The organism is Paenibacillus lignilyticus, from assembly GCF_017942085.1.
GTDB classification, from domain to species: domain Bacteria; phylum Bacillota; class Bacilli; order Paenibacillales; family Paenibacillaceae; genus Paenibacillus_Z; species Paenibacillus_Z lignilyticus.
Genome location: NZ_JAGKSP010000012.1, coordinates 171,182 through 194,798 on the forward strand (window position 1 = coordinate 171,182; position 23,617 = coordinate 194,798).

Consider the following 23,617-nt stretch of genomic DNA (forward strand, 5'->3'; position numbering starts at 1 on the left):
TACAAGGCACGGACTACTGGGTGTCCGGTTCCTCGCAAACGCTTGTCCTTCCTATTTTACAAGGAATATTCAAATAAATCTAGGCGTTTGACCGGAAGGAAAGTTTGGATGCTTTCGCATTATGCCGGAAATGCCTTGTCGGTTGCGGGAGATAGACGTCATCGCTTATAATGGAAACAATTTGTTACGCATAATTCGCATATCTGAGTTGGCTCGAGGTGAATAAATCGAATGGCACCAAATTGGTTTATGTATTTTATATTGTTTTGGGCAATTGTGATGATTGGCTTTATGTCGATCGGCGGCTATTTTATGTTTCGTAAATTCCTTAAGGTGCTCCCCATGCGGGATGGCAAGTCCAAGCTGGATTGGCAGAACTATTGGGTAGAACGCAGCCGCGGGATGTGGCCGGAAGATTCCAAGAGTTTTCTGGATCAGCTCGTCTCGCCCGTACCAAGCGCGTTTCGGGACATTGCCAGACATTCCATTGCAGCCAAAATCGCTCAAGTAGCCGTTGAAGGCGGCGCATCGGAAGTGTCGCGTAATCACTGTATTGAAGGTTATATTCGGGCAACGCCTAAGCGCGATTACCGCAGCTTGATTTCGTTTCTGGAGAAGGAACAGATTGACTATTCCGCCTATACACATTTACTTAACAAATAAGCCGCCCGCTTGGGCGGCTTTTGCAGTATTATTGAAGAAATTGGATGCTTTGATTGGAGTTAAAGGAGGTCTCTGTATGAAGGTAGCGGTTACCGGAGGAACGGGATATGTCGGGGCTATGCTTGTCGATGCCCTCCTGCAGCGAGGGGATGAAGTATGGATTATCTCCAGGTCTGAGAAACAGATGAGCTCGAATCCGAAGCTGCATACGATCACTTGGTCCAAGCTGGCCGAGTCGCCCGTTAAGCTGGAAGGGATCGACGCAATCGTCAATCTGGCCGGGGAATCCATCAGTCGCCGCTGGACGAAAGAAGGCAAGAGCGCTATTTTGCAATCGAGACTGAATGCGGCACGTGCGATCGGCAAAGTCGTCGAAGCACTGCAGCGTAAGCCGTCCGTCGTTGTAAACGCATCCGGAATCTCCATCTACGGTACAGACCGCACTAAAGTCAGCGATGAGTGGAGCCCTGCCCACATAACCGATTTCCTCGCAACTGTCGTAGAGAAGTGGGAAGCCGCCGCGAATCGTATAGAGGTCAAGCGGCTTGTGAAGCTGCGGATCGGACTTGTGCTCGGCATGAAAGGCGGTGCCTTTCCTAAGATGCTGCTGCCCTATCGGTTACTGGCAGGCGGAAGAATAGGAAGCGGCAAGCAATGGATCCCCTGGATTCATGAAGACGATATGATTCGACTGATTCTGTTCTGCCTCGATGAACCCAATATACAGGGACCGGTCAACGCTTGCGCACCGGAACCCGTTACGAACAATGAGTTTGGAAGAGCAATCGGCAAAGCCATGAGAAGACCGCATTGGTTTCCGGTGCCGGCATTCGTACTCAAGGCCGTCCTCGGTGAACTATCCTTCCTGCTGCTCGAAGGTTCAAGAGCGGTCCCGCGCAAGGCATTGGAGCTCGGGTTCGAGTTTCGTTATGATACCGTTCAAGATGCGCTGCGTCAGTTAGTAAGCAGGAAGTAAGAACAAGAACCTTGAATGGTCGAACTTACACATTACATGAATGAACCTTACCCTATCGGGGCTGCCCTTCAGCCTGCTTGTTGTGCGAGGCCGGAGGGCAAGCCCGATCGGAATCTATATTGCGGCCCTCTATCGCCGGCCAGCTGTATCGAATCGTTATCGTTTAGCGGATAGACTTTGTATGGAATCATTGTAACTCCGTTAAGAGTACTCCCATTGCGAGAACCCATATCCTTCACCGTCCAGCTGCCTTGCTTCTCGCTTAATTCCAGATGCGCTCTGGAAATACCGGAGGACAGGTCCACGTGGTTCACTCCCTCACTCGCCCGCCCGATTATAAATCGATCCTGTTCCAGTTTGACCATCATTACCGACTCCCCTTCCACCGAGCGTTCGAGACAAGGAGCGCTCTTATGCGTTCCGATTAGAAGCTCAGCATGCTGACCAAGCAACACTGTCGCATCGTTTGGCGACGCTTCTAAAGATGTTGTATTCCCGCCGTTAGGCAGCGGTGTGAATGGAATTCCGTTTGGCTTCATCGCAGATTGAACATCTTCCTCCGTAAACTTTTCTCGGTATGACTTCACCTGCCTTTTAACGTGGATAGGCATGGAATTAGGTACGAATCCATCCTCGGCCGGCCATCCCTGCCTCTCATTCCAACCATCGTCCTCTTCTTTCTTCCTCACGTCTGAACTCATCCTGCGATTCATCATTAGAGCTGCAGCTGCTGCCATGAGCGTTAGACCAGAGCAGATCAGCAAACTGGTCTGTGACGGAGACGGCAAATAGAGAAAGCGCCAAATGACCGCGGAGATCAAAAGCACACCTGCTCCCAGCACCCAGCCAGGCTTTATTGAGGAAGCTGCTCTCTCTTGGACAGGCAGTTCCGTTAGCGGAAGCTCATATCCCCCATCGAGCTGATGGTGCTCATTCTCATCTTCCCTGCGAAATGCATTTGTCACTCTCGGCGGGACAGCCTCGTTCTTCAATACAAACGAAGAAGGAAGGGCAGCAACGGCATCGACCGGCCTTGCGGCTTGAAGCAGCTCCCCGGACCCGGATGACTCTCTATACGCACTTCCAAGAAGGGCAAGCAGAGTCCGTCTGAGCTGCCCCCAGGCGACATACTCCCCTCTTAAATGCTGAAATATTTGCTGCAAACCCGCTCCATCAGGCTCCACGATATAACCAACCCCGCGAATAGCCATAGCCAGCACCGCTTCACTTGCCGAAGAGACGATGCTTGTATCGCGAAGCGGTACGTACACTAGCTCGGGATCCTCCCAATGATCACCGATATAAATGTACTGCTCATGGAGCATGAAGCCGTCTTCTCGCAGCATGTATTGTTTGCAATCATCCAGCGCTTCGACGATTCCGAGCAGCAAGGCATAGAATTGAACCATCGTCAGCTGCTGGGTCTGCATCCGATGAAGTAAGATTCGTTTGCCATTGATGCGATATCGAAATGTCATTTTCCCGTCGATGTCGACCCATTCCACAGGAAGCATTTTCGGAATGCGCTGGCTTTGCAGCATCTTTATTTCGATTGGATCAAGCTGCTCCCTCGAAATGCCGGATTCCATATCAACGATCATTTCAAGTCCGCGCTTCATCGTATAATCGACCCTTAGTTCTTTACACACCATCAACGTTCTTCTCCTTCCTATCCGTTGAACGGCCACTCACGCATGAAGCAGCAGGCCGTAATTGCCCCAGGCACAACGGCGATCATAAACGGGAATCGCAAACCATCCTTCTTCAGCGTCGTAAAGCCATCCGTGTGCAAATTTCGACTTAAGGCGAACAGCGAGACCGTAAACACCACCAGCCGCTTTGCAAAGGTTTGATTCATGACCAGAACCACGAGTCCAAACAGTCCCCCATACAAAATGGAATACATAAGGACTTGCAAGGAAAAGGCTGCCCCAGCCAGCGCACCCAGTGCCCCGAACAGCTTCACATCGCCCGCCCCAATGCCCTTGAGCAAATATAAGGCAAGCAGCGGAAACACGCCGGCCAGCACGCCTAATAATGAGAATGCCACTCCACTAAAGCCATCACTGCTTGAATGATAAATAAGTCCGGCAGAGAAGAAGGTTACTGTCAGCTTGTTCGGAATACGCATCGCCCGTACGTCACAAACAAAAGCAATTCCAATCAACAACGCTGCTAAAACAAGCTCGATAGGAGCCATCATCCGGAACCTCCGTCCCGCTCTTACTGAGCGGTTCTCTTCTCCACTACAAAATGTCTGGCCGCACGCGACGAACCTTCGCTTGCCGTAACAATAAGTTCCCATACACCGGGAGTGGTGTTTCCCGATATTAGCCATGTCCATTCCGCGAATCCATCATTGTCTGTGTAGGTATCCCCCAGATGCTTAGCTACACTATGTCCGCTCTTGTAAATGATTTGAATGGACAACTTTCTACCAGGACTTGTCTTAACGACAACTCGTGCCCGACGTCCAGGGTTAGCCGGCGACGGCTCGAGAAGGACGATTTGAATCGGCGCTTCATCGGATTGCGCCGACTCTTGGTCCTGAGGTGCCGAAATAGAATCACGCACCCACACCCGTTCTTCTGCCCGTTCCCTCAGTACAATGGACTTCTTCGTAAATGGAAATCCCAGCTTAAACTCATACTCCGCCTCGATGAGAAGGGAAACCTCCGTCTTATTCTTCAAATCAGGAAGCGAAAGCTTGCTAAGACGCAGCTCCTCGGGATCGAGCACAGACTTATCGGCTTCTTGGCGAAGCAGCGGTTCGATAATGCCTCTTCCGGCTTCAGTTGCCGCAGCATCCGCAACCGGCTTCCAATCCCCCTGCAATGCTGATGAAAGGAGCGGCCCGGCCGGAGCCGGAAGCCACTCTTCCAGTTTCTCGGCAATGACATCGACTCCCGGTAATTGTTCCAATACCGCTGGTAAAACCGCCTTAGCTCCCGCTTCGGTTTCTGCCCCAGTTGCAGCTCCCGCCTCTGCCTGAGGATCCGTCGCCGCACTTTCCGCGGGTCCCGATTCTTGAGCCGCTCCCACGGATGCGCTAAGCTTCTGCAGCGCTAAATCGACCGGGTGGATATTCGCCGCAGCCTGTCGTACCGTTTGGGATACCGCACTGTGAAGCGCCATTTGCACCGTATTTAGCCGGATCAAGCCTATAAAGAAAATCACGACCATAAGCACAATCGGAAGCAGTAAAGCCGCTTCCAATGTGATGCTTCCGCTCTCGCCGCTTCGTCTACCCGTACGACCAGCCGATGGTATTCGTCGCTTCATAACGGTTGCCCTTAACCTTTCCGCTCAGAATACCTGTGCTGGTAAAGCTCTTCATGAGCCCGGGCAAAAACCACAGCTTCACGGAGGAGGCCAGCTCGCCCGTCAAACCCGTGGAAACACTTAATAATGAAACGCCGCCTAAATTACGCTCGATGACAGCGATCATGCGCGCTGTCTTGGCTTCGCTGCTGCCATGCAAGAGCAGGAAAACTCTTAAATAATCCAAATAACTTAATTCCGCGGGAGCATACTTGGAAAGCTCCACTTTTCCTTGCTGCGAAATCGTAATCATATCGGCAAGCGATTTCTCTAAACCGTAGAGCACCGCGGCAGAGAGGACTAATAATGGATGACCCAAACCTCTGGATGCAATCAACCCTTCCATCGTTCGAATCGCCAACCTTGCAGCGAACAGCTCACCATACGCGGCTGCCACATTCGCAGCGGGCTCATGAAAACCATACAATACATATTCGACCTCTTGATTCCGGAGAGCGAGTGCGGAAGCGAAGGCTTCTGTATTCGCCTGTCCTCCCTCGAGCGAAGAGGAGAACATGATCGGATCGAACGAATGAAACCGATGAACGATATATTCATTCACATAGAGCGGATCTCTGATCCCTTCAAGCACATCGGCCATTCCGCTGAAGATCTTTCCCATGGAAGTCATCGATACCCTTGCCTTCTCACCCGCCTCGACGTCTGCGTCCTCGCTGCCAGCCGGTTCATCGTCTTGAAGCGAAGACACTGCAACTTTATTGAATTTCAGATTTGCTTCCATTCGCTGCTTCACTTCACGAAATGCCTCCCGGTGGTCCTCCTGATTCGGAGTAGACATCATCGATTGCAGCTGCTGTTTCACTTGCACCCATTTGGATTCGGCTGCCGCTTCATTCGACTTGCGTTCTTGATCGCTGGACTGCCGGCTCTCCATCTCCGTCTGCCTGCTGTGAATGACGGTACCCGGTTGAATATAGCGATCTCCATAAATGTTATAAGCACCCTCAAGCTGCTGATAGGAGTCTCGCAATAGTTCGGACTTGCCGGTTCCCCCAACTGCAGTGAGAACCGCTTGACGGAACAACACCGCCATTGCAGCTGCCTGCTCAATATCGACTGTTTGCCGGCTCAGTTCATTCTCATAATCCTCAAACCAAGCATGATCCAGTACGAGTCCTTCTGCGGCATCACGCGATTCTCGAAGAGGTGACGGCTCTCCGGCTTGGAATGGACCGGATTGCTGCCCAGTGAGTTCCCCGCGGTTCATCCGATCATAACCGTCACCTGTTCCTTCTTCTTTCATCCGCTTAACCGCATCTTCCATGGCCTTATTCAAGCCCTTTGCTTCTTGAAGCAAGATCACTGCCTTTCGCTCCGACTCTCGTTGACGAATGACCGCTTCTTCCAGCTTCAACTCGATTGAATGAGCTTCATTGCTCGAGTAGCTTCGATAGAAATTAATCGCATCTGTACGAAGAGGGGGCAATTCCCCCATGGTGCGTACCGCATCTTCTCTGATCCACTGCTCATAAGAACCATATAGACTCACGAGATCACGAGCTGTTCCGGCAATCTGCGATCCCACAGCATTCTTGACGTCGGCAGCCGCCTGTTTCTGAATGGCGATCACTTCTTGCAGTCGCATCTCCCGTTCATCGTAAAGCTGGCGAAGCCGCTCCAGCAGTTCCACTGACATCGAGGCTTCCTTCATCGCAGAGGCAATCGGTGCAAACTTCGAGGCTACTTCCAATGTAAAATCTATCGGGGCTTTATATTTCATCTCCTCCAGCACCTGCCTGCTAAAAACCTGATGAAGCCCTAATACCTCGTAGCTGTCTACATGCGAAGCTTCCGTTCTTCCATCAAGGAGTCTGAATCCCCCTTCATCCGAAGTCCAATTATGCGAGACTGCCTGCGCGAACAATTCGCCACGATCAGAACCGCCTGCACCGAATAGACCATATTGCTCATATAAAGGCCCGTCATAAGCAGATAGAGCGGAACGGATGCCGGATTGGGCAGCGAGTCTGCTCTGTTTCTCAAATGCCGCAATTCGCGCAAAATCGATGAGCAGCGCCGTAAACAGCAGCATGGCTGCCGTCGAAACGATCAAGTAAATCGAAACGGCGCCGTCACCGCTCCTCCAGAAGAATGCCCGGTTAGGGGCATCATGCCGACTTTTATCCATCCATCGGTGCATCTTGACCTGCCTCCAATTGCGCCTGATCCTGAAGAGATTGCCGATTATGCAGCACTTCACGGGCTTGTTCCTTCCCTTGCTCGGTCTGGCCTGCCGCTCTGCCCGCATAATACCGGACCAAATCCACGTTCCGAATGAGCTCAACAGGATCGACTATGACAGCATCCGTGACGGCCATTGGCTCCGAATGGCCAAGGATCGCTTCCAGAGGAGGGATCGACAATGGCTGACGGAGCTTCACGTCAATTCGTTTCACCCATACACCGTCATACATCATGAACCCTTCGATCGGCTCTCGAACTTTGACTGTTCCAAGAGCCATCTTCCTAAGGGGAAGTGCTTCCTTACCAGAGCTGCCCTCGTCGTTCGTAGGTGAGGCCGAGGCGTTACCGATCGGAATACTCAAGCCGCCTTGCTCGCCACCTTCAGATCCGAACAACGTTTGCAGTGCCCCATTGTCGGATAGACGCCAATATAATCCGTCATACTTCCCGGTCACGCCTATTCCGCTGACAGCGTCTCTGGCGCTGTTATCCCAGCGGAAAGCGGTTCTCTCTGCCGTTTGGGATGCAACTGTATACAGGACAACCTTCTGATAGATATACATGCCAAGCATCAGAAGCGTAATAAGCGCAACGAAAATCATGGGAAATACCAAACTCGCTTCAAGTGTAAAGCTTCCATTCTCTTGGACCGCCAGTACCCGCCACCTTGCGACTCTAGTTGAAAATTTCGTTCGCTTTGTCATCCGCATCGCCCATCAATTTCTCCATCAACGCAATAATCCAATCTTTGAAAAGCAGTGCCAATATGATGACTACGGCAATGATAAGTACGATCTCAAGCGTACCTAAGCCCTCCTCATCTTCCCAAAATGCTCGTAGTGCGTTCTTCATGTTCTTCATATCCAACCGCTCCTCTATTCGTAGTAGTTAACCGCGCATCATTAAGATGGCGGGCGAGGCGACAAGCACCATGAGCACCATAAAAATACCGACAAGGGGAAATACAAGCTTCGAAGAAGCTTCTTCGCCTCTTGCACGGGCTACAGATTTACGTTTCTCCCATAAGGAATAAGAGAGCTCCTTCAAGGAAAGGACAAGCTGATCGCCCCCGCGCCGATAATTCAGCAGCAGTGTTGTCGTAAACAACGACACCTCCTGCACGCCGCAGCGCCGGCTCAGCGTCTCCATTGCCGCTGCAAAGGATTCGCCATTACGCACGGCTTCGTTCACTTTGCTAAGCTCGATGAACAGCGGATTTCCGCTCTTCCCATCTTTTCGCTCACCGGCTCGAACCAATGCGCGCTGCAGCGTCTCTCCCGCTCCGAGCAATAACATCAGCTTGCTGATTACCTCAGGCAGCAGCAGTAAAATATCCTGCTTGCGGCGCTCCACTTTAGCGGCGGTATCCCGCCATTTCGCAGCAGGCAGAAGGATACCAAGCAGCATGCCAATATACAGCAGCGTCTGTTCCTTGCTGAGTACACTTAGCCATGCTCCCGAACATGCTGCCGCATAGCCTGTCCCGATGGACATGGCGACGAAGCCGCTTGTTGCATCTACCGTCCAGCTGCGTCCGTTAAGAATGAACAGCCTCCCGTGCAAGCTCGCTAGAAAGGGCTGAAGTCGATTAAACAATCCGCTCTGCTCCAGCAAATATCGAAACGGAAGTGCCACGAATCGTTCTGCGGTGCCCACCTGGCATCTCTTGTCATGCCGCCCGCCTCTCAGCAAAGCCCAACCCCATACAGCAGTAAGTAAAGACCCAACAACAATGGATAGCAGCAGCTGCAACCCCCTTCAACAATTACATGCGGATATTCATAATTCTCGCCATCAGCATAAAGCAAAGTCCGAGCAGAATGAGTGCCGCTGTCAGTATGACGTAGCCAATCCCGCTGTATAAAGAGGCCATATAGTCTGGCGCCGTTAAGCTAAGGAAAGCTAGGAAAACAAACGGGACCGCCATCATAATCCGAGATTCCAACCGCTTCTGCGCTACCATGACGGCGATTTCCTGCTGCACATCCAGCTTCTCGCCGATCATCTGCGAGGTACGTCTGATCACTTCAACCAGATCACCTCCGGATCGTTTACAGGTTGTAAAGACGTCGGTGAACTGTGAAATATCATCGATTTGCGCACGCCTGCTGAAATCGATCAGCCCCTGTTCAAGCGATTCCCCGTAGCCCATTCTCGCCGAAAGAATCTCAAATTCGACCAGAATCTCGGTCTTCGGATTCGGGTAGAGCAGTCTGAGATCCTCGAGTGCGTTGACGAAGGCATTCTCCACGGAACGGCCTGCGGCAAGTGAAGATGCGATCGAATAGAGCGCTTCTTTAAATTGAATGGCCAGCCGCAGTCTCCGCTGCTCCAGCAAGGAACGCCTGTGGATTCGAGGAGCGATGATACCTGCTGACGACAGGACAAACGCAGCAATAACGGAACGATAAAACAAGAATGCGGCAGCAAAAACAAGAAGTCCGCCAACAATCGCTGCCATCCGGAATTGCCGATTGGACAATCGGTACTCCCAGTAGCAAGGCAGCTCCTCTGCACCTGCACCTACTTCTGCAGCTGTACTTGTCCATCCAAGCCAAAGCTTCCAGTCAGTATGGATACTCTTCAAGCCCCTTCACCTTCCGTAATCCCAGCTTCAATCTCAGCTACAGTCATACCCGCCATCTGCAGCTTCCACGTCCCCTGCAGCTTCATATTCTCGCACCTTCGTAATGCGCCGAGCACGCGACCTTCACGCTCTCCATCCTCTTGAAACCGATAGAGGGATTGCAGCATGACCTCGCCGTCCCGAACGCCGATGACCTCGGATATTTCAATGACTCGCCTCGAACGATCGCGTAAGCGGGATAAATGCACGATGATATCGATAGCCGAGCTAATTTGCTGCCTGATGACGGCAATGGGCAAATCAGCACCGCTCAGCACCATCGTTTCCAATCGGGCAATCATATCCCGAGCGCTGTTGCTATGTCCGGTGGACAAGCTACCATCATGACCGGTGTTCATCGCAGCCAGCATATCGATTGCTTCTCCGCCTCGCACCTCCCCTACAACGATTCGATTCGGCCTCATTCGCAGTGAAGCTCGAATCAGCTCACGCATGGAAATGGCGCCTTTGCCTTCCGTATTCGCATTACGGGTCTCCAGCGAGACCAAATTGGGAACCGTGCGAATTTGCAGCTCGGCCGCATCTTCAATGGTTACAATCCGTTCGTCCTCCGGAATGAACTGAGTAAGGGCATTAAGGAAGGTTGTTTTGCCCGAACCTGTCCCGCCGCTAATGAAGATATTGTATTTCGCCCTTACAAGCTTGCTCAGCATGGACGCAGCCTCAGAAGACAGTGCACCGCACGCGATCAGATCATCCATCAGCAGCGGCCGCTCGGGAAACTTTCGAATCGTCATGGTCGGTCCTTTCAAAGCAACCGGCGGCAGCACGATATGGATCCTTGAACCATCCTTCAGCCTGGCATCAACGATCGGCGTGGATTCATTCACTACGCGGTTGACTCCCGCAACTACGGATTGAATCAAATCCTCCAGCCGCTCTTTGCTTTCAAAAGCCATCGGCAGCCTCGACAATTGTCCCCTACGCTCCACGAACATCTCCTTATGGGAGTTGATCATGATCTCCGTAACGGCCGGATCATCCATGAGCGGCTGTAAGAGATCCAAGCCGCGGAAAGCATGAAACAATCTCCGGACCAGTTGAATTTTCTCGCCTGCCGTAATGGGATGATCCAAACACCAGCGAAAAACTTCTCGTTCAATTCGCGAGCTGAACTCTTCGTCTGACATCGCGCTTCCCAGCTCAAGCTGATTGCGAATTCGATCCTTGAGCAGCTGGACTGTTTCTTCTTTCAGAGGCGGCACCGGACTCACCTCCCGGCTTAAGCTCGCCGAGTTTGCCGAGCAGTGTTTCTATGGCTCCGCGATACTGCGGGGCATCGAACCAACCGGCCACACCCTGCTGTCCGAAAGCAGCCCACTCCTTCACAAAAGGAACAGAGGCTGTAAGCGAAAGTGAAGCGATCTTACCGCTGTGCCATTCCGTTTCCGAACCGCCGAACGGTGTTAACCGAATAAATCGGAATTTCGCCTTCAACGCCTCAAAGGACGGCCCCATCTTCTGCTCGCCATATTGCATAGCTAACTCCGTCTTGCGCAAGCTGCTCGGGTCATGATTCAAGAGCCAGAGCACATGACGGCTTGCTTGAAACACACCGAAGTGCGCAGCGTCCAACCGACTGTCCAGATCAACAACAATCATGTCGTATTCCCCGGTAGCTTTGACGGCACCGAGCAGCCTCTTCACATGCTCAGCCGAAATAGACAGTCGTTCCTCCGCATTCTCGCATGGCACGATAAAGTCTACGCCAAGCCACGGATGCCGCTTACGCAGCGCAACAATTTGCGAAGCCGCTTTATCCGGAGCCGCTTGCAACGTGTACAGCAGATTCGAAAAATCCTCTCGCCCATCTCTGCTGTCCCAGAGCGGCGCGGCATTCCACTGCTCCAAATTCAAATAAAAGACGCGTGCTCCGCAAGCGGCCGCTTGCCTTGCAAGCTGCATTGCAAGCGTGGTCTTACCAATTCCACCGGCAGGAGAATACACCGAGATGATGCTCGCGCCTCCTGCAGACTCGCCGCCAAATTCACCATCCCCCTCGTCCGTCAACTTCATTGGGTGCTGCTCAGTTGAGGCATATATAGCCGCGAATGACTGCAGCAGCTGCGGCAATGGCTGATATTGCAGCACTTGATGCTTATGCCGCGAAAGCCCGACCTGCCCCACAAGCGCTGCAGATAACACGCTCTCAGCCAGTTCCCCCAGCTCATCCAGTAAGCTTGGCTGTGCGACGAGTAAATCAACGGCATACCCTCCGCGCATATAGCTGCGAAGCGCTGCCGGATTCGTGAAGGCCGTTAACTGCCAGCCCGATCCGAAAGAGCTTTGACGAATAAAGTCGCCAAGTCGTTCGATATAGCTCGATTCTTGTACAGCAACAATCAAGTTACGTTTACTCATACTGATCCATTTCACACTCCTTAGGCAGCCTGAAAGATAAAAAGGACGCAAAAAAGCACCCTAACAACGCAGATCATCTGCGCGTTACGGTGCTTCCGTAGCGTCCTGTTACAATTGACCATAATTTACCACATTTTACGCTTTGGCGTCAACCCAAATTCAGAGTAAATGAAGATATCGAATTCCGATTGAATTTCTGTATTTTGTAGTTGCTTATTTTTTGTAAGTGACTTATACTTATGTAAGTTAGATTTGTAAAGTAAGTTACTTATTTTTACATTCATTCCAGTTGGAGAGGGAGATACCTAAAATGAACCAAAACAATACTGTAGCAGCACCATCCGCCGAGCAAGTAATGCGCGAGCGTCATTCCGTACGTCAATACAAAAGAGATGTAGTCATTCCGGAAGCAACACTGAACGAAATCCTCGAGCTGGCAGCAACTGCGCCATCTTCTTGGAACCTGCAGCAATGGCGTTTCCTCGTCATCCAGAACCAAGCACAGAAAGATCTTGTTCGTCCGATCGCTTACGGTCAACAACAAGTATCCGACGCTTCCGCTGTTATCGTTATTCTTGGCGACTTGCAAGCGCAAATTACCGGCCGCGAAATCTTTGACGGCATGCTTGCAGCAGGCCATGTTTCGCAAGAAATCCGTGATAATATGGTTAGTCAAATCGAAGGCGCTTATTCGTTCGAGCAAGTCGCTCGCGACGAGGCTAACAAGAATGCAGGTCTTGGCGCTATGCAATTGATGCTGGCAGCTAAATCGAAAGGCTACGACACAGTAGCTATGGGCGGTTTTGACAAAGCGAAGCTTGTTGAAGCTTTGAACATCCCTGCACGTTACATCCCGGTTATGATGATTGCGATTGGTGAAGCAGCTGCACCGGGTCGTCCGACTCCTCGTTTGCCGCTTAGCAAACTGGTTATCAACGAATCGTTCTAAATCTCCCAACCTCACACAACATAACGAAAGCCCTCCGTTCGCTCTATGCGAGAAACGCGAGGGCTTTTTGCATGCGCAAGACACTCCACTTACTGTTAATGAATCGAATGCTCATCCCGTGCCACTGCCGTTCCGCCAAATAATTGAGCCGATGGCTGCGCAACATGATCGCGGTCAAAGAACAGCCCAATTTCTCGCGCAGCGCTAGCATCCGAGTCGGATCCGTGTACAATATTGCCCGAGATATCCATCCCGAAGTCGCCTCGAATCGTCCCCGGCCCGGCTTCCACCGGATTCGTCTTGCCAATGATTGCACGCGCATTCTCAACCGCATGAGGTCCTTGCCAGATCATCGCGCACACCGGCCCGGACGTCAAATAATCGACCAATTCGCCGAAGAACGGCTTTGACTTCAGCTCCCCATAATGCGTCTCGGCAAGGTTTCGGTCAATGGTGCGAAGCGATATCGCGGCAAGCTCAAAGCCCTTCTGCTCGAAGCGCGTAATAATAGGGCCGATCAGCCCTCGTTTCACCCCATCCGGCTTAACCATTACAAACGTCTGCTCTACTTGCATACTCTCAATCTCCTTCCATAAGCGGACCGATCCACATCCTGATCCGGTGACAGAAAAACGGCGCCGTCACCTTTAAGGCCGCACCGTTCTCTATTCATCAGTATTCCACATTATGTCAGGTTTTATGCCAATATTTCACAAAAGGACAATGGAAGATTACGCTTCTTCTGTCAAAGCCAAGAACTCTTCTACATCGACCAAAGCAAGCTTGACCGCTTCACGCCAGAAGTCCGGCTCATCCAAACGTACGCCAAGATGCTTCTGCGCCAAATCCTCGACCGTCATCAAACCGGTATCGCGAAGTAACGCGACATAGCGGTCCGCAAACGACTCGCCTTCTTTCTTCGCCTGTGCATAGATACCGCAGCTGAACAAATACCCAAATGTATACGGGAAGTTATAGAACGGTACATCCGTCAGATAGAAATGCAGCTTCGATGCCCAGAAATGCGGATGCAGCTTGCCAAGCGCGCCGCTGAACCCTTCCTGCTGAGCCTCTTCCATCAGCTTGCTCAGGTCTTCTTTGGTCAGCATGCCCTGCTTCCGCTGCTCATAGAATTTCTTCTCGAACAAGAACCGGGAGTGAATATCCATAAAATAAGAAACCGCATTATTCAGCTTATCATCGAGCAAAGCCAGTTTCTCTTCCGGACTAACCGCCGCCTTCAACGCGGAGTCAGATACGAGCATCTCCGCAAAAGTTGACGCCGTTTCGGCCACGTTGCTCGCATACTCCTGCGCAAGAGGCGGCAAATCATTCATTACATGCTGATGATAGGCATGACCCAGCTCATGAGCAAGCGTCGAGATATTCGACGGCGTACCGGAGTAGGTCATGAAAATCCGCGTTTCCTCACTCTTGGGAAACGAAGTACAGAACCCGCCCGGACGTTTGCCGGGACGATCCTCCGCTTCGATCCACGCTTCTTGGAACGCCATCTCCGTGAACGCTGCCAGATCCGGACTGAACGCGCGGAACTGTCCCGTTATGAACGCCGCCGCCTCGCCGTACGGTACTGTCTTGCTCGCCGAACCGAGCGGAGCGCTGACATCATGCCAATCCAGCCGAGGGAGGCCCAACAGCTTTGCCTTGCGCTCCATATAGCGAACAAGACGCGGCTTGCCTTCGGTTACGGCATCCCACATCGCATTCAGCGTAGCCTCGCTCATGCGGTTAATCGCAAGCGGCTCCTTGAGTGCCGAAGTCCAGCCGCGCTTCTCATACAGCTTCAACCGGAAGCCTGAGATGCGGTTAATGGTATCTGCGCACAGATCGCCCTGTTCCGACCATTCGCGCTCCCACTCCGCGAAAGCAGTCTCGCGCACGCTGCGGTCGCTGTGACTCAGCCGATTGTGCATTTGGCCGGCAGAAAGCTGCTTAACGGTCCCGTCATTCTCAGTGACTTCGAAGCGAACACGCGAAACGATCGTGTTGTAGAAATCGCCCCAGCCATGGTAACCATCTACCGCCAGCTCCGCAGCCAGCGCTTCTAATTGAGGCGGCAGCTTCTCTTTACCTGCTTCACGTCGCTCATTCAGTACGAAAGCAACCGGTGACGCATCGGCAGTGTGCAGCCAGTTCCCCCAGCTCTCATCGTCTGTCCGCAGCAGCAGCTCATCAAAGTTTGTTAATGCCCCGTTGAACTTAGCCGATAACGTTTTGACCCGATCATTAAGCCCGTTTGCCGCCGTATCTTTCATCTGCTGCGCTTGCAAGCAGCCCACGAAGGAATCCGACTGACGAATCCGCAGCAAAATCGATTGAACCGCTTCCGTCCAGCCTGACAGCTGATCCGGGGATGCAGGCGCACCGCTCGCTGACGCCGCAGACAGTTCACGTGTCAGGACATCGATATCGCGCTCCATTCCGTTTAGTTCCTCGTTAAATGCGGCAGAACCGGAACCTCCCGCATAGATATTTTCTAAATTCCAAGTTGTGGGTAATGTAGTTTGCATAGGAGCCTCCTCTATCTGCGCGTTGCGAATTCTATCGTCGCAGTGTATAACTGAATTATAACGTGATCATTGTCCCATTTACCATCCTATGCAGATCTGGGCGCTGCATATGCAGACAAGCCCCAACGATAAGGAGTGTTTACGATGTCTCAACCCTTACAGCTCTCAGCGGAAACCGCGGTAAAGCTGGCGAAGGAATTGAATGTTCCGCTGGAGCATTTGATGCATATGCCAAAACATATTTTGCTGCAAAAGATTGCCGAGCTTGCGAAGAATGCCGCAAACGACACAGAGGATAAAGGAGATTCCACGCCGTGATTCCTTTTGAGCGTGCCTGGCCTTATGACATCATTATGAAAGACGTGTATGTGCCGAGCTGCCCGTTCTGCAAGAAAGACAATATCCTGCTGCCCCTCAGACCCAAAGAGCTTGGCGATATTCGCACAGGCAAGAAGAAGCTTCTCGTCTTCCCTTGCTGCCATAACCGGGTAACGGTGATCGATGCAGACCAGGACTATCTCCTGACGGACACGGCGCTGCGCCACGCTTAATTTCATTTCCGCGAACACCAAAAAGCCGCCCGAGCACGAAGCTCGGACGGCTTTATTATATCCTTACGCGTTCATCGCGGCAGGCTCATCCTCATAATTATCGCCAAACTGCTGCTGCTCGCGAAGCAGCTGCCATTGATCGCGGCATGCCCGGATCATGGAAGCATCCTCAATCCGCTTGTCATTAACGACCCGCGAGAACCACTTAACCGCTGCATTCGGCTCACCGATGCGGCGATTCAGCTCCCCGATCAAATACATCAGCTTCGCATTGTTGAGCGACCCGCTCTCCGTTTCAAAAACGGCGACGTAGGCATCCAGTGCGTGGCGTAGGAAGCGCAGCTCCTGCTCCTTCAAATTCTCATACCGATACAGCCATGCGATATGATGAAGGATACCCGCTATGACGCGCTCCTTCTCGTCAATAATGCCGGCGCAGATAAGCGCAAGCTTGTAGCATTCCAGCGCCTGCTCCTTCGTGCGCGTGCCGCCGTAATCGCGATAACTCCAGCGGCTTCCCAGCGTCTCTTGGTAGAGATGTTTCTGAGCTGTCGTCATTGCCGTCTTGCCGCTCTCCGTAGCAGAGAACCCGCATTTCGGACATACGCGTACGACGTAGAAATCAGGATTAAATTCCGTCTTGTAATGGGAGCAGAAATCGGTATCCCGGCCGGATGGTTTCTTAAAGCTCGGGCGTACACGTGACGTCTTGTAGGTGGACTCACAGCAAATGCAAGTTATTGATGTTAAATAGAGTGGATCCATTTCGTCACGTCTCCCTATGGTTATGGTTGTTGATTAATAAAGTGATGAGCCGGTCCAGATAAACGGTCAAGCATAACTTCCTGCAGCTCGGCAGGCAGGTCCGTTTCGGCAAGGGCTTCCCGCATGCAGCCAAGCCAAGCCTCCGCGCGTTCCGGCGTTATGGGAAACGGCAAATGCCTTGCCCGCATCATGGGATGTCCATATTCATCCGAATACAAAGAAGGACCGCCGAAGAACTGCGTCAGAAACATCGTTTGTTTCTCCATGACAGGTTGAATATTCGGTGGAAATAAAGGGCCAATCAATGGATTCTTCAGAACCTTAGGATAGAAGGATTCGACGATGCCTTTAATACCGGCAACTCCTCCAACAGCCTCATATATAGTACTATAGTTATTCATCGTCATAACTCACTCCGATTTTTAGGTCTTTTGTAGCATACTCTTTAAATTATTTTAACATAAAACATGAATCTATAGGCATACAAAAAAATGCCCTCTAGGAAGAGGGCATTACGGCAGTAGTAGTTGGTACGAATAAGAGTCGGGATAAATCAGCTTTCGTAATCCTCTTCTCCGGGAGCCATCAAGGACTCACGGATGACGTAAATGAATGCACAGACGAGGATGCCAGCAATTATACTCATTAGTCATCACCCCATGGCGTTCGATTGATGTAAGACAATTGTAGCATACCCAGAATAAAAATAACATATTGTTTTGCAAGCGTTTTCTAAACTTTTTTTACCAGATTACAACCCTATTACAGCACGTTTACCCCTCCGTTACATCCCCTAAACACCAAGCATTTTTTCGGACAAGTGATGTTTGTCCTCTCCCCCACATATAGCAGTAGTAGTAGGCATTTTACGATTTCAAGGAGGGCCTCCTCGTGCATGTCGTTCGTTACTTGCTTCGCCCGTCTATCATACCGGCTTGGTCGGCTGTTCTGCTCGTTCTGCTGATGATTGGCTTCCCCGCCGAGGCGCTGGGTGCTTCCATTCGGGGGCTCTCCATCTGGTGGGAAGTGCTGTTCCCGGCCCTATTTCCCTTCTTCGTTATTTCAGAGCTGCTGCTTGGACTCGGTATCGTACATTTCTTCGGCAAAATATTGGATCCGCTCATGCGACCGCTCTTCCGTATACCCGGTATAGGCGGTTTCGTCGTGACGATGGGGTATGCATCCGGTTATCCCGTAGGGGCAAGACTTACGGCCCAGCTCTGGGAACAAAAGCTTATAAACCGGTCGGAGGGCGAGCGGCTCGTGGCGTTTACGACAACCTCAGACCCTATTTTCCTCATCGGCGCCGTTTCCGTGGGCTTCTTCCACAATGTCGCGCTGGCGCCGGTTCTGGCCGCGGCCCATTATGGCGGCGGTCTCATCATCGGGCTGCTGATGCGATTTCATGACCGCAAGGCAGAGTCGACACGCCACGCTACGGAAGGAAAGGGCACCAACAGCGCGCCGGGCAAGCGAAAAAGCCGCCTCTCCGAGGCTATACACGCGATGCACTTCGCCCGCTTAATGGATGGGCGCAATTTCGGCGTTCTCCTTCAAGACGCCATACAGGCTGCGCTGCGGCTCATGATCGTAGTCGGCGGCCTGGTAGTTGTCTTCTCCGTCATGATGGAACTGCTTCGGCAGGCCGGGGGTATCCATGTATTGGCACAAGGCGTTCAGTCCTTGCTCAGCCTGATTCATGTTCCGCCTGCTCTCTCCGACGCCGTAGTGAACGGCATCTTCGAGGTTACGCTCGGCGCACGTTCCGCAGGCGAAGCGGTCAGCAGCGGCCTTGTCCACCAAGCGGCTATCGCCGCATTCATCCTATCTTGGGGCGGCTTGTCCGTTCATGCTCAAATCGCCAGTCTTCTCAGCCATACCGATCTGCGCTACAAGCCTTTTCTGATCGCTCGATTCTTGCATGGCTGTATCGCCACCTGCTTAATCTATCTGCTTTGGGGTGCGCTCGGTCCGGCGCTTTAACATTGAATTCGCCACAGATATCCGCTATGATTCAAGTATTAACTGCGCGGAAGGGGCGCCTATATTTGAATTATGTCGTAATTGACAGAGGCGATAAGTTATCGAAAGAGCTTGTCACTCGTTTTCATGAGCTTGCAGCAGCACGAGGATTAATACGCAATGACGAGAGTCCGGAAATGGTCATCTCCATCGGCGGCGACGGAACGCTCTTGAAGGCATTCCACACGTATGTGGACAGAATCGATGACCTTGCTTTTATAGGCATACATACCGGTCATCTCGGATTCTTCGCCGATTGGAAAGCCGACGAATTGGAAGAGCTGGTCCGCATGATGGCGGAAAGCGAACCGCGCATCGTACGCTACCCGCTTGCCCAGATTGAGCTGGACACAGACGCAGGCAAAGTGACGCATACGGCGCTGAACGAATTTACACTTAAAGGCCTCGACAATATGCTGGTCGCTCAAATAAACGTTAATGATGAGATGTTTGAAATGTTCCGTGGTGACGGCATTGTCGTCTCGACGCCATCGGGAAGCACGGCATATAACAAAAGCCTGGGCGGCGCGATCATTCATCCGTCGATCGAATCGCTGCAGCTGGCCGAAATTGCATCCATTAATAACCGGGTTTACCGAACGCTGGGGTCTTCGCTCGTTCTGCCGCAGCATCATCACTGCGACATCATTCCACGCAAGGATCAGCGGCTGCAGCTGACGGTTGACCAGCTTATCATTAAACGGGACGATATCCGCACCATTCGGTGCAGCGTGGCTTCACGCAAGGTTAGCTTCGCACGCTACCGTCCATTCCCGTTCTGGAACCGGGTGCGCGAAGCGTTTCTTGGTTACGACGTGAAATAGATGAACCATTTTCGCGCCTATCTCCAAATCGTTAAACCTTATCGCTGGCTGATTGCGATTACGCTGGCGATTGGCATCATTAAATTCGCGATTCCGCTGACGCTTCCTTTGTTTCTCAAATATGTCGTCGACGATGTGCTGCTTGCCGATCTCTCGGTTGATGACAAAACCTCAAAGCTGTTTAAGGCGGTGGGACTTGCTTTCCTGCTCTTCGTCGTAGTCCGGTATCCGGTCGAATATTACCGTCAATATTTCGCGCAGCTAACGACGAGCCGCGTGCTTTTTGACTTGCGGAACAAGCTCTACGCACACTTGCAGCGGTTGTCCATCCGGTTCTACCAGAACCGCAAATCCGGCGAGATTATCTCGCGAATGATGAACGACGCCGAGCAGACCAAGTCGCTCGTCGAGACGGGTCTGATGAACGTTTGGCTCGATATGTTCACGCTTGTCATTGCGCTCGTCATCATGTTTAATATGAACGTCGCGCTGACATTTGTGGCTATTGCCATTCTGCCTTTCTACGGCTATGCGGTGAAGAAGCTGTACAAACGGCTGCGAGGTTATTCCCGTTCGAGATCCCAAGCGATGGCTGAGATGCAGGGTTATCTCAATGAGCATGTGAACGGCATTCCCGTGGTGAAAAGCTTTACTTTGGAGTCCTACGAACAACAGCAATTCGGCAATCGGAATCAAACGTTTCTGGAGCGCGCCTTCGCCTTAACGCGGTGGAATGCGTTGACGCAGTCCATTATTAATACGCTGACCGAGATCGCTCCCCTCCTGGTGCTGGCCTGCGGCGGTTATTTCGTTGTGCAAGGCTCGCTTACGTTAGGCGAGTTTGTCGCCTTCTATGGTTATCTCGATCGACTGTACGCGCCGCTTCGCCGGCTCGTCAACTCCTCGACCGAGCTCACTCAAGCATCGGCATCGCTGGAGCGTGTCATGGAGCTGCTCGGCGAGCAGGCTGAAATCACCGATGCGCCTGACGCCGTCCCTTTGCGCGCGGAGCAAGGAGATATTCATTTCCGCAATGTATCGTTCCGTTATCACAATGAAAGCGACTGGGTGCTGCGCAATATCAACTTGCACATTCCAAGAGGCCATACCGTCGCGTTAGTCGGTATGAGCGGCGGCGGCAAATCCTCATTGGTCAGTTTGCTTGCTCGCTTCTACGATACGCAAGAGGGCGAAATAACGATTAACGGCCAGCCTATCCGCGGCGTGACCCAGCATAGCCTCCGTTCGCAGATCGGGATGGTGCTGCAGGATAACATCTTGTTCAGCGGCTCTGCACGCGAGAATATCCTGCTTGGCAATCCGAATAGAACGGAGGAGCAGATTTATGACGCTGCAAGGCGAGCCAATGCGCATGAGTTCATCATGTCGCTGCCCAAAGGCTATGACACGGAAATCGGCGAGCGAGGCGTCAAGCTCTCCGGCGGTCAGAAGCAGCGGATCGCGATTGCCCGCGTGTTCCTGAAGGATCCCGCCATCCTCGTGCTGGATGAGGCGACCTCGGCGCTTGACCTGGAGTCCGAGCACGCCATCCAGGAGTCCCTCGCGGAGCTCTCGCAGAACCGAACAACGCTGGTCGTGGCGCATCGGCTCTCGACGATCACGCATGCCGATCTCATCGTCGTCATCGAGCACGGCCATATTGTAGAGCAAGGCCGGCATGACGAGCTGATGCGCAGCGGAGGGGCTTACGCACGGCTGTATAATGTGCAGTATTTATAATTGTTAATTGGAGATACCCTGCCCATGTATTGGGGGCAGGGTATTATTTATAACGAATTCTGCGAATCGGGCTCATAAAGCGCGCCAGGAGATCTACATGGGAGCGAATTCGACGCATCGAGCTCATGTAGCACACCAGGAGATCTACATAAGTGCGAATTCTGCGAATCGAGCTCATGTAGCGCGCCAGGAGATCTACATGGGAGCCCCGCATAACAAAAAAGGGCCAGTCTCAAAAGTGAAATCACTTTTGAGACTGGCCTTTTCATTTAATGTTTAGGGCTCTGTTCCTTGCCGCCACGCCCTTGGGGCGGATGGGAAGGGTTCTCCGATGCGGCCGCAACGGGAGCCTTCTGGTTAAAATGAGGGCGTTTGTTGCGATTCCGTTCCGGCCGATCCGGACGTTCATTCCGCTCTGAACGCTGCTCGCCGCCGCGATCAGAACGCTCATTGTTGCGCTCGCTGCGTTCTCCACGATCACCACGTTCATTGCGTTCGCCGCGTTCATGACGCTCGCCGCGCTCCGAACGTTCATTCTGATTGTTCCGCGCAGCCGGCTTGCCGTGCTCACGGTCCTTATTGAAAGGTTTGCGTCCCTCGCGAGGCGTTTCCTTCTCCGGATCCTTCGCCGGATCCTTACGGTTGCTGTTGCGCTGCTGCTCTCTGCGTTGATCCCGCTCATGCCGCGGCATGAACTTCACCTGCTGGTGCTCCGAAACCGGAGCATCTGCGGCTTGACCGGCAGCGACGGCACGGGATGCGGTTACATAAGCTTCCACGCCGTCAGCCGTTTCGTAAGCTTCGCCATCGTGATCTTCGCTCATATCGCCGTCTTCAACGGATTTGGCACCACCCGCCTGCTTCTCCAACACGAAGTAGGCGCATCCAAAATTACAATACTCATTAATATAATCCGTCATCGAAGAGAACGCGCTCTCGCGCGTCACCTTCGGATGATTATCCCGAAAGAATCCCTTGAGCCGAAGCTGATTATATCCCCAATCACCGATTACGTAATCGTATCGTTCCAGTACTTCACTGAATCGCTCTCGAAAGGCTTCGAAATTCCAGCCGTTTCTGTTCTCATGTATTAATTCGTAGGTTCTGCCGCTGATATGGATCAAGTCTGCTTCTCACTCCTTCTCACAGGGATGCAGGCTCGGCCTGTGCTGCGGATTTCACTTGCTCATGCGCGTGATACGAGCTGCGTACGAGCGGTGCCGATTCCACATGGCTAAAGCCGCGTTTGAGTCCTTCTTCTTTAAGCTTCGCGAATTCGTCTGGATGCACATATCGCTCGATCGGCAAGTGGTTCGGTGAAGGCTGCAAGTATTGGCCCAGGGTCAATATGTTGCAATCCACCGCACGCAGATCATCCATTGCCTGCAAAATTTCGTCCCATTCCTCGCCGACGCCAAGCATGATGCTGGATTTCGTCGGAATATTCGGCTTCATTTCTTTGGCCCGCTTCAGCAGCTCCATCGAACGAGCGTACTTCGCTTTCGCGCGTACGCGGTTGGAAAGCCGGGCAACGGTTTCAATGTTGTGGTTGAGAATATCCGGATTCGCATCCATAACCGCCTGCAGCGCGTCCCAATTGCCCATAAAATCCGGAATCAGCACTTCTACACTGCAAAACGGCAAACGTTTGCGAATGGCTTTGATCGTCTCAACGAAAATCATCGCGCCGCCGTCAGCCAGATCATCGCGCGCAACCGAAGTGACAACGCAATGCTTCAAGCCCATCTGCTCGGCAGCTTCCGCTACGCGTTCCGGCTCTTGCAAATCGAGCTCGGTCGGCAAGCCTGTCTTCACTGCGCAGAATCGGCATGCACGTGTACATATATCGCCCAGAATCATGAACGTGGCCGTCCGATTCGCCCAACATTCATAAATATTCGGACAACGCGCTTCCTCGCATACAGTATGCAAGGTTTTGGTGCGCATCATCTCTTTAATTTCGGCATAATTGCCGCCTGTCGCTAATTTAATACGAAGCCAATCCGGCTTCGGCGCTCTTTCGGTGAGCTTAGTCTTCATGGAAGGTGTACCTGCTTTCTGT

At 52.3% G+C, this 23,617-nt stretch carries 24 protein-coding genes; 8 read left to right on the top strand and 16 right to left on the bottom strand.

The window, feature by feature from the left end:
* Nucleotides 1–231: 231 nt before the first annotated feature.
* Together I8J30_RS23955 and I8J30_RS23960 are read left to right on the top strand one after the other, a co-directional pair.
* The gene (locus I8J30_RS23955; RefSeq protein ID WP_210662423.1) at nt 232–663 is read left to right on the top strand and encodes a DUF2621 family protein; all 432 of its coding nucleotides are present in this window, start codon (nt 232–234) and stop codon (nt 661–663) included.
* Nucleotides 664–739: 76 nt separating this feature from the next.
* Entirely contained in the window at nt 740–1,639 is a 900-nt protein-coding gene (locus I8J30_RS23960) for a TIGR01777 family oxidoreductase (protein WP_210662425.1), read from the top strand.
* Nucleotides 1,640–1,707: 68 nt separating this feature from the next.
* Here I8J30_RS23960 and I8J30_RS23965 read toward each other — a convergent pair whose 3' ends face one another.
* From I8J30_RS23965 to I8J30_RS24010, 10 genes are all read right to left on the bottom strand, one after another.
* Nucleotides 1,708–3,291: a DUF6382 domain-containing protein gene (locus I8J30_RS23965; RefSeq protein WP_210662426.1), complete on the bottom strand. Its 1,584-nt coding sequence runs from the start codon at nt 3,289–3,291 to the stop codon at nt 1,708–1,710.
* A gap of 17 nt (nt 3,292–3,308) precedes the next feature.
* Nucleotides 3,309–3,842 (bottom strand): A24 family peptidase, encoded by a 534-nt coding sequence (locus I8J30_RS23970; protein WP_210662428.1) that lies wholly within the window; start codon nt 3,840–3,842, stop codon nt 3,309–3,311.
* A 20-nt stretch (nt 3,843–3,862) separates the two neighbouring features.
* Nucleotides 3,863–4,921, bottom strand: coding sequence for a TadE/TadG family type IV pilus assembly protein (locus I8J30_RS23975; protein WP_210662430.1), 1,059 nt, complete (start codon nt 4,919–4,921; stop codon nt 3,863–3,865).
* Nucleotides 4,884–7,121 (bottom strand): hypothetical protein, encoded by a 2,238-nt coding sequence (locus tag I8J30_RS23980; protein WP_210662433.1) that lies wholly within the window; start codon nt 7,119–7,121, stop codon nt 4,884–4,886. Before I8J30_RS23980 ends, I8J30_RS23975 begins: the two co-directional genes overlap by 38 nt.
* On the bottom strand, nt 7,102–7,869 hold the full coding sequence (locus I8J30_RS23985) for a TadE family protein (protein ID WP_210662435.1): 768 nt from the start codon (nt 7,867–7,869) through the stop codon (nt 7,102–7,104). Before I8J30_RS23985 ends, I8J30_RS23980 begins: the two co-directional genes overlap by 20 nt.
* Nucleotides 7,841–8,026, bottom strand: coding sequence for a Flp1 family type IVb pilin (locus tag I8J30_RS23990; RefSeq protein ID WP_210662436.1), 186 nt, complete (start codon nt 8,024–8,026; stop codon nt 7,841–7,843). The genes I8J30_RS23985 and I8J30_RS23990 overlap by 29 nt, the downstream gene beginning before the upstream one ends.
* Nucleotides 8,027–8,053: 27 nt before the next feature.
* A complete protein-coding gene (locus I8J30_RS34075; protein ID WP_210662438.1) occupies nt 8,054–8,821 on the bottom strand; it encodes a type II secretion system F family protein in 768 nt (255 codons plus the stop codon).
* A gap of 109 nt (nt 8,822–8,930) precedes the next feature.
* Nucleotides 8,931–9,752, bottom strand: a complete 822-nt coding sequence (locus I8J30_RS24000) for a type II secretion system F family protein (RefSeq protein WP_240548325.1) — start codon at nt 9,750–9,752, stop codon at nt 8,931–8,933.
* On the bottom strand, nt 9,749–11,008 hold the full coding sequence (locus I8J30_RS24005; RefSeq protein WP_210662493.1) for a TadA family conjugal transfer-associated ATPase: 1,260 nt from the start codon (nt 11,006–11,008) through the stop codon (nt 9,749–9,751). Before I8J30_RS24005 ends, I8J30_RS24000 begins: the two co-directional genes overlap by 4 nt.
* On the bottom strand, nt 10,956–12,188 hold the full coding sequence (locus I8J30_RS24010) for a P-loop NTPase family protein (RefSeq protein WP_210662440.1): 1,233 nt from the start codon (nt 12,186–12,188) through the stop codon (nt 10,956–10,958). Before I8J30_RS24010 ends, I8J30_RS24005 begins: the two co-directional genes overlap by 53 nt.
* Nucleotides 12,189–12,483: 295 nt before the next feature.
* Between I8J30_RS24010 and I8J30_RS24015 the strand changes: the two genes are divergently transcribed.
* Nucleotides 12,484–13,122: a nitroreductase family protein gene (locus I8J30_RS24015; RefSeq protein WP_210662441.1), complete on the top strand. Its 639-nt coding sequence runs from the start codon at nt 12,484–12,486 to the stop codon at nt 13,120–13,122.
* Nucleotides 13,123–13,217: 95 nt separating this feature from the next.
* Here the strand turns inward: I8J30_RS24015 and ndk are convergent, their stop codons facing one another.
* Both ndk and I8J30_RS24025 read right to left on the bottom strand, forming a co-directional pair.
* Nucleotides 13,218–13,697 (bottom strand): nucleoside-diphosphate kinase, encoded by a 480-nt coding sequence (ndk, locus tag I8J30_RS24020; RefSeq protein WP_210662443.1) that lies wholly within the window; start codon nt 13,695–13,697, stop codon nt 13,218–13,220.
* Between the two features lie 156 nt (nt 13,698–13,853).
* On the bottom strand, nt 13,854–15,653 hold the full coding sequence (locus I8J30_RS24025; RefSeq protein WP_210662445.1) for a M3 family oligoendopeptidase: 1,800 nt from the start codon (nt 15,651–15,653) through the stop codon (nt 13,854–13,856).
* A 144-nt stretch (nt 15,654–15,797) separates the two neighbouring features.
* On the opposite strand from I8J30_RS24025, the gene I8J30_RS24030 reads away from it, so the two are divergent.
* On the top strand, nt 15,798–15,971 hold the full coding sequence (locus I8J30_RS24030) for a YycC family protein (protein ID WP_091212512.1): 174 nt from the start codon (nt 15,798–15,800) through the stop codon (nt 15,969–15,971).
* Complete coding sequence (locus I8J30_RS24035; protein WP_210662447.1) at nt 15,968–16,204, top strand: hypothetical protein; 237 nt, start codon at nt 15,968–15,970, stop codon at nt 16,202–16,204. Before I8J30_RS24030 ends, I8J30_RS24035 begins: the two co-directional genes overlap by 4 nt.
* Nucleotides 16,205–16,267: 63 nt before the next feature.
* On the opposite strand, the gene I8J30_RS24040 is transcribed toward I8J30_RS24035, so the two are convergent.
* The gene (locus tag I8J30_RS24040) at nt 16,268–16,969 is read right to left on the bottom strand and encodes a DUF2225 domain-containing protein (RefSeq protein WP_210662449.1); all 702 of its coding nucleotides are present in this window, start codon (nt 16,967–16,969) and stop codon (nt 16,268–16,270) included.
* A gap of 20 nt (nt 16,970–16,989) precedes the next feature.
* Complete coding sequence (locus I8J30_RS24045; RefSeq protein WP_091220043.1) at nt 16,990–17,370, bottom strand: globin domain-containing protein; 381 nt, start codon at nt 17,368–17,370, stop codon at nt 16,990–16,992.
* 562 nt (nt 17,371–17,932) lie between these two features.
* On the opposite strand from I8J30_RS24045, the gene ylbJ reads away from it, so the two are divergent.
* From ylbJ to I8J30_RS24060, 3 genes are all read left to right on the top strand, one after another.
* Nucleotides 17,933–18,952, top strand: coding sequence for a sporulation integral membrane protein YlbJ (ylbJ, locus tag I8J30_RS24050; RefSeq protein ID WP_240548343.1), 1,020 nt, complete (start codon nt 17,933–17,935; stop codon nt 18,950–18,952).
* Between the two features lie 65 nt (nt 18,953–19,017).
* Complete coding sequence (locus tag I8J30_RS24055) at nt 19,018–19,815, top strand: NAD kinase (protein WP_210662451.1); 798 nt, start codon at nt 19,018–19,020, stop codon at nt 19,813–19,815.
* Nucleotides 19,816–21,555: an ABC transporter ATP-binding protein gene (locus I8J30_RS24060; protein WP_210662453.1), complete on the top strand. Its 1,740-nt coding sequence runs from the start codon at nt 19,816–19,818 to the stop codon at nt 21,553–21,555.
* Nucleotides 21,556–21,824: 269 nt separating this feature from the next.
* On the opposite strand, the gene I8J30_RS24065 is transcribed toward I8J30_RS24060, so the two are convergent.
* Nucleotides 21,825–22,679 (bottom strand): YutD family protein, encoded by an 855-nt coding sequence (locus I8J30_RS24065; RefSeq protein WP_210662455.1) that lies wholly within the window; start codon nt 22,677–22,679, stop codon nt 21,825–21,827.
* A gap of 19 nt (nt 22,680–22,698) precedes the next feature.
* Complete coding sequence (gene lipA / locus I8J30_RS24070; protein ID WP_210662457.1) at nt 22,699–23,595, bottom strand: lipoyl synthase; 897 nt, start codon at nt 23,593–23,595, stop codon at nt 22,699–22,701.
* Between the last annotated feature and the right edge of the window lie 22 nt (nt 23,596–23,617).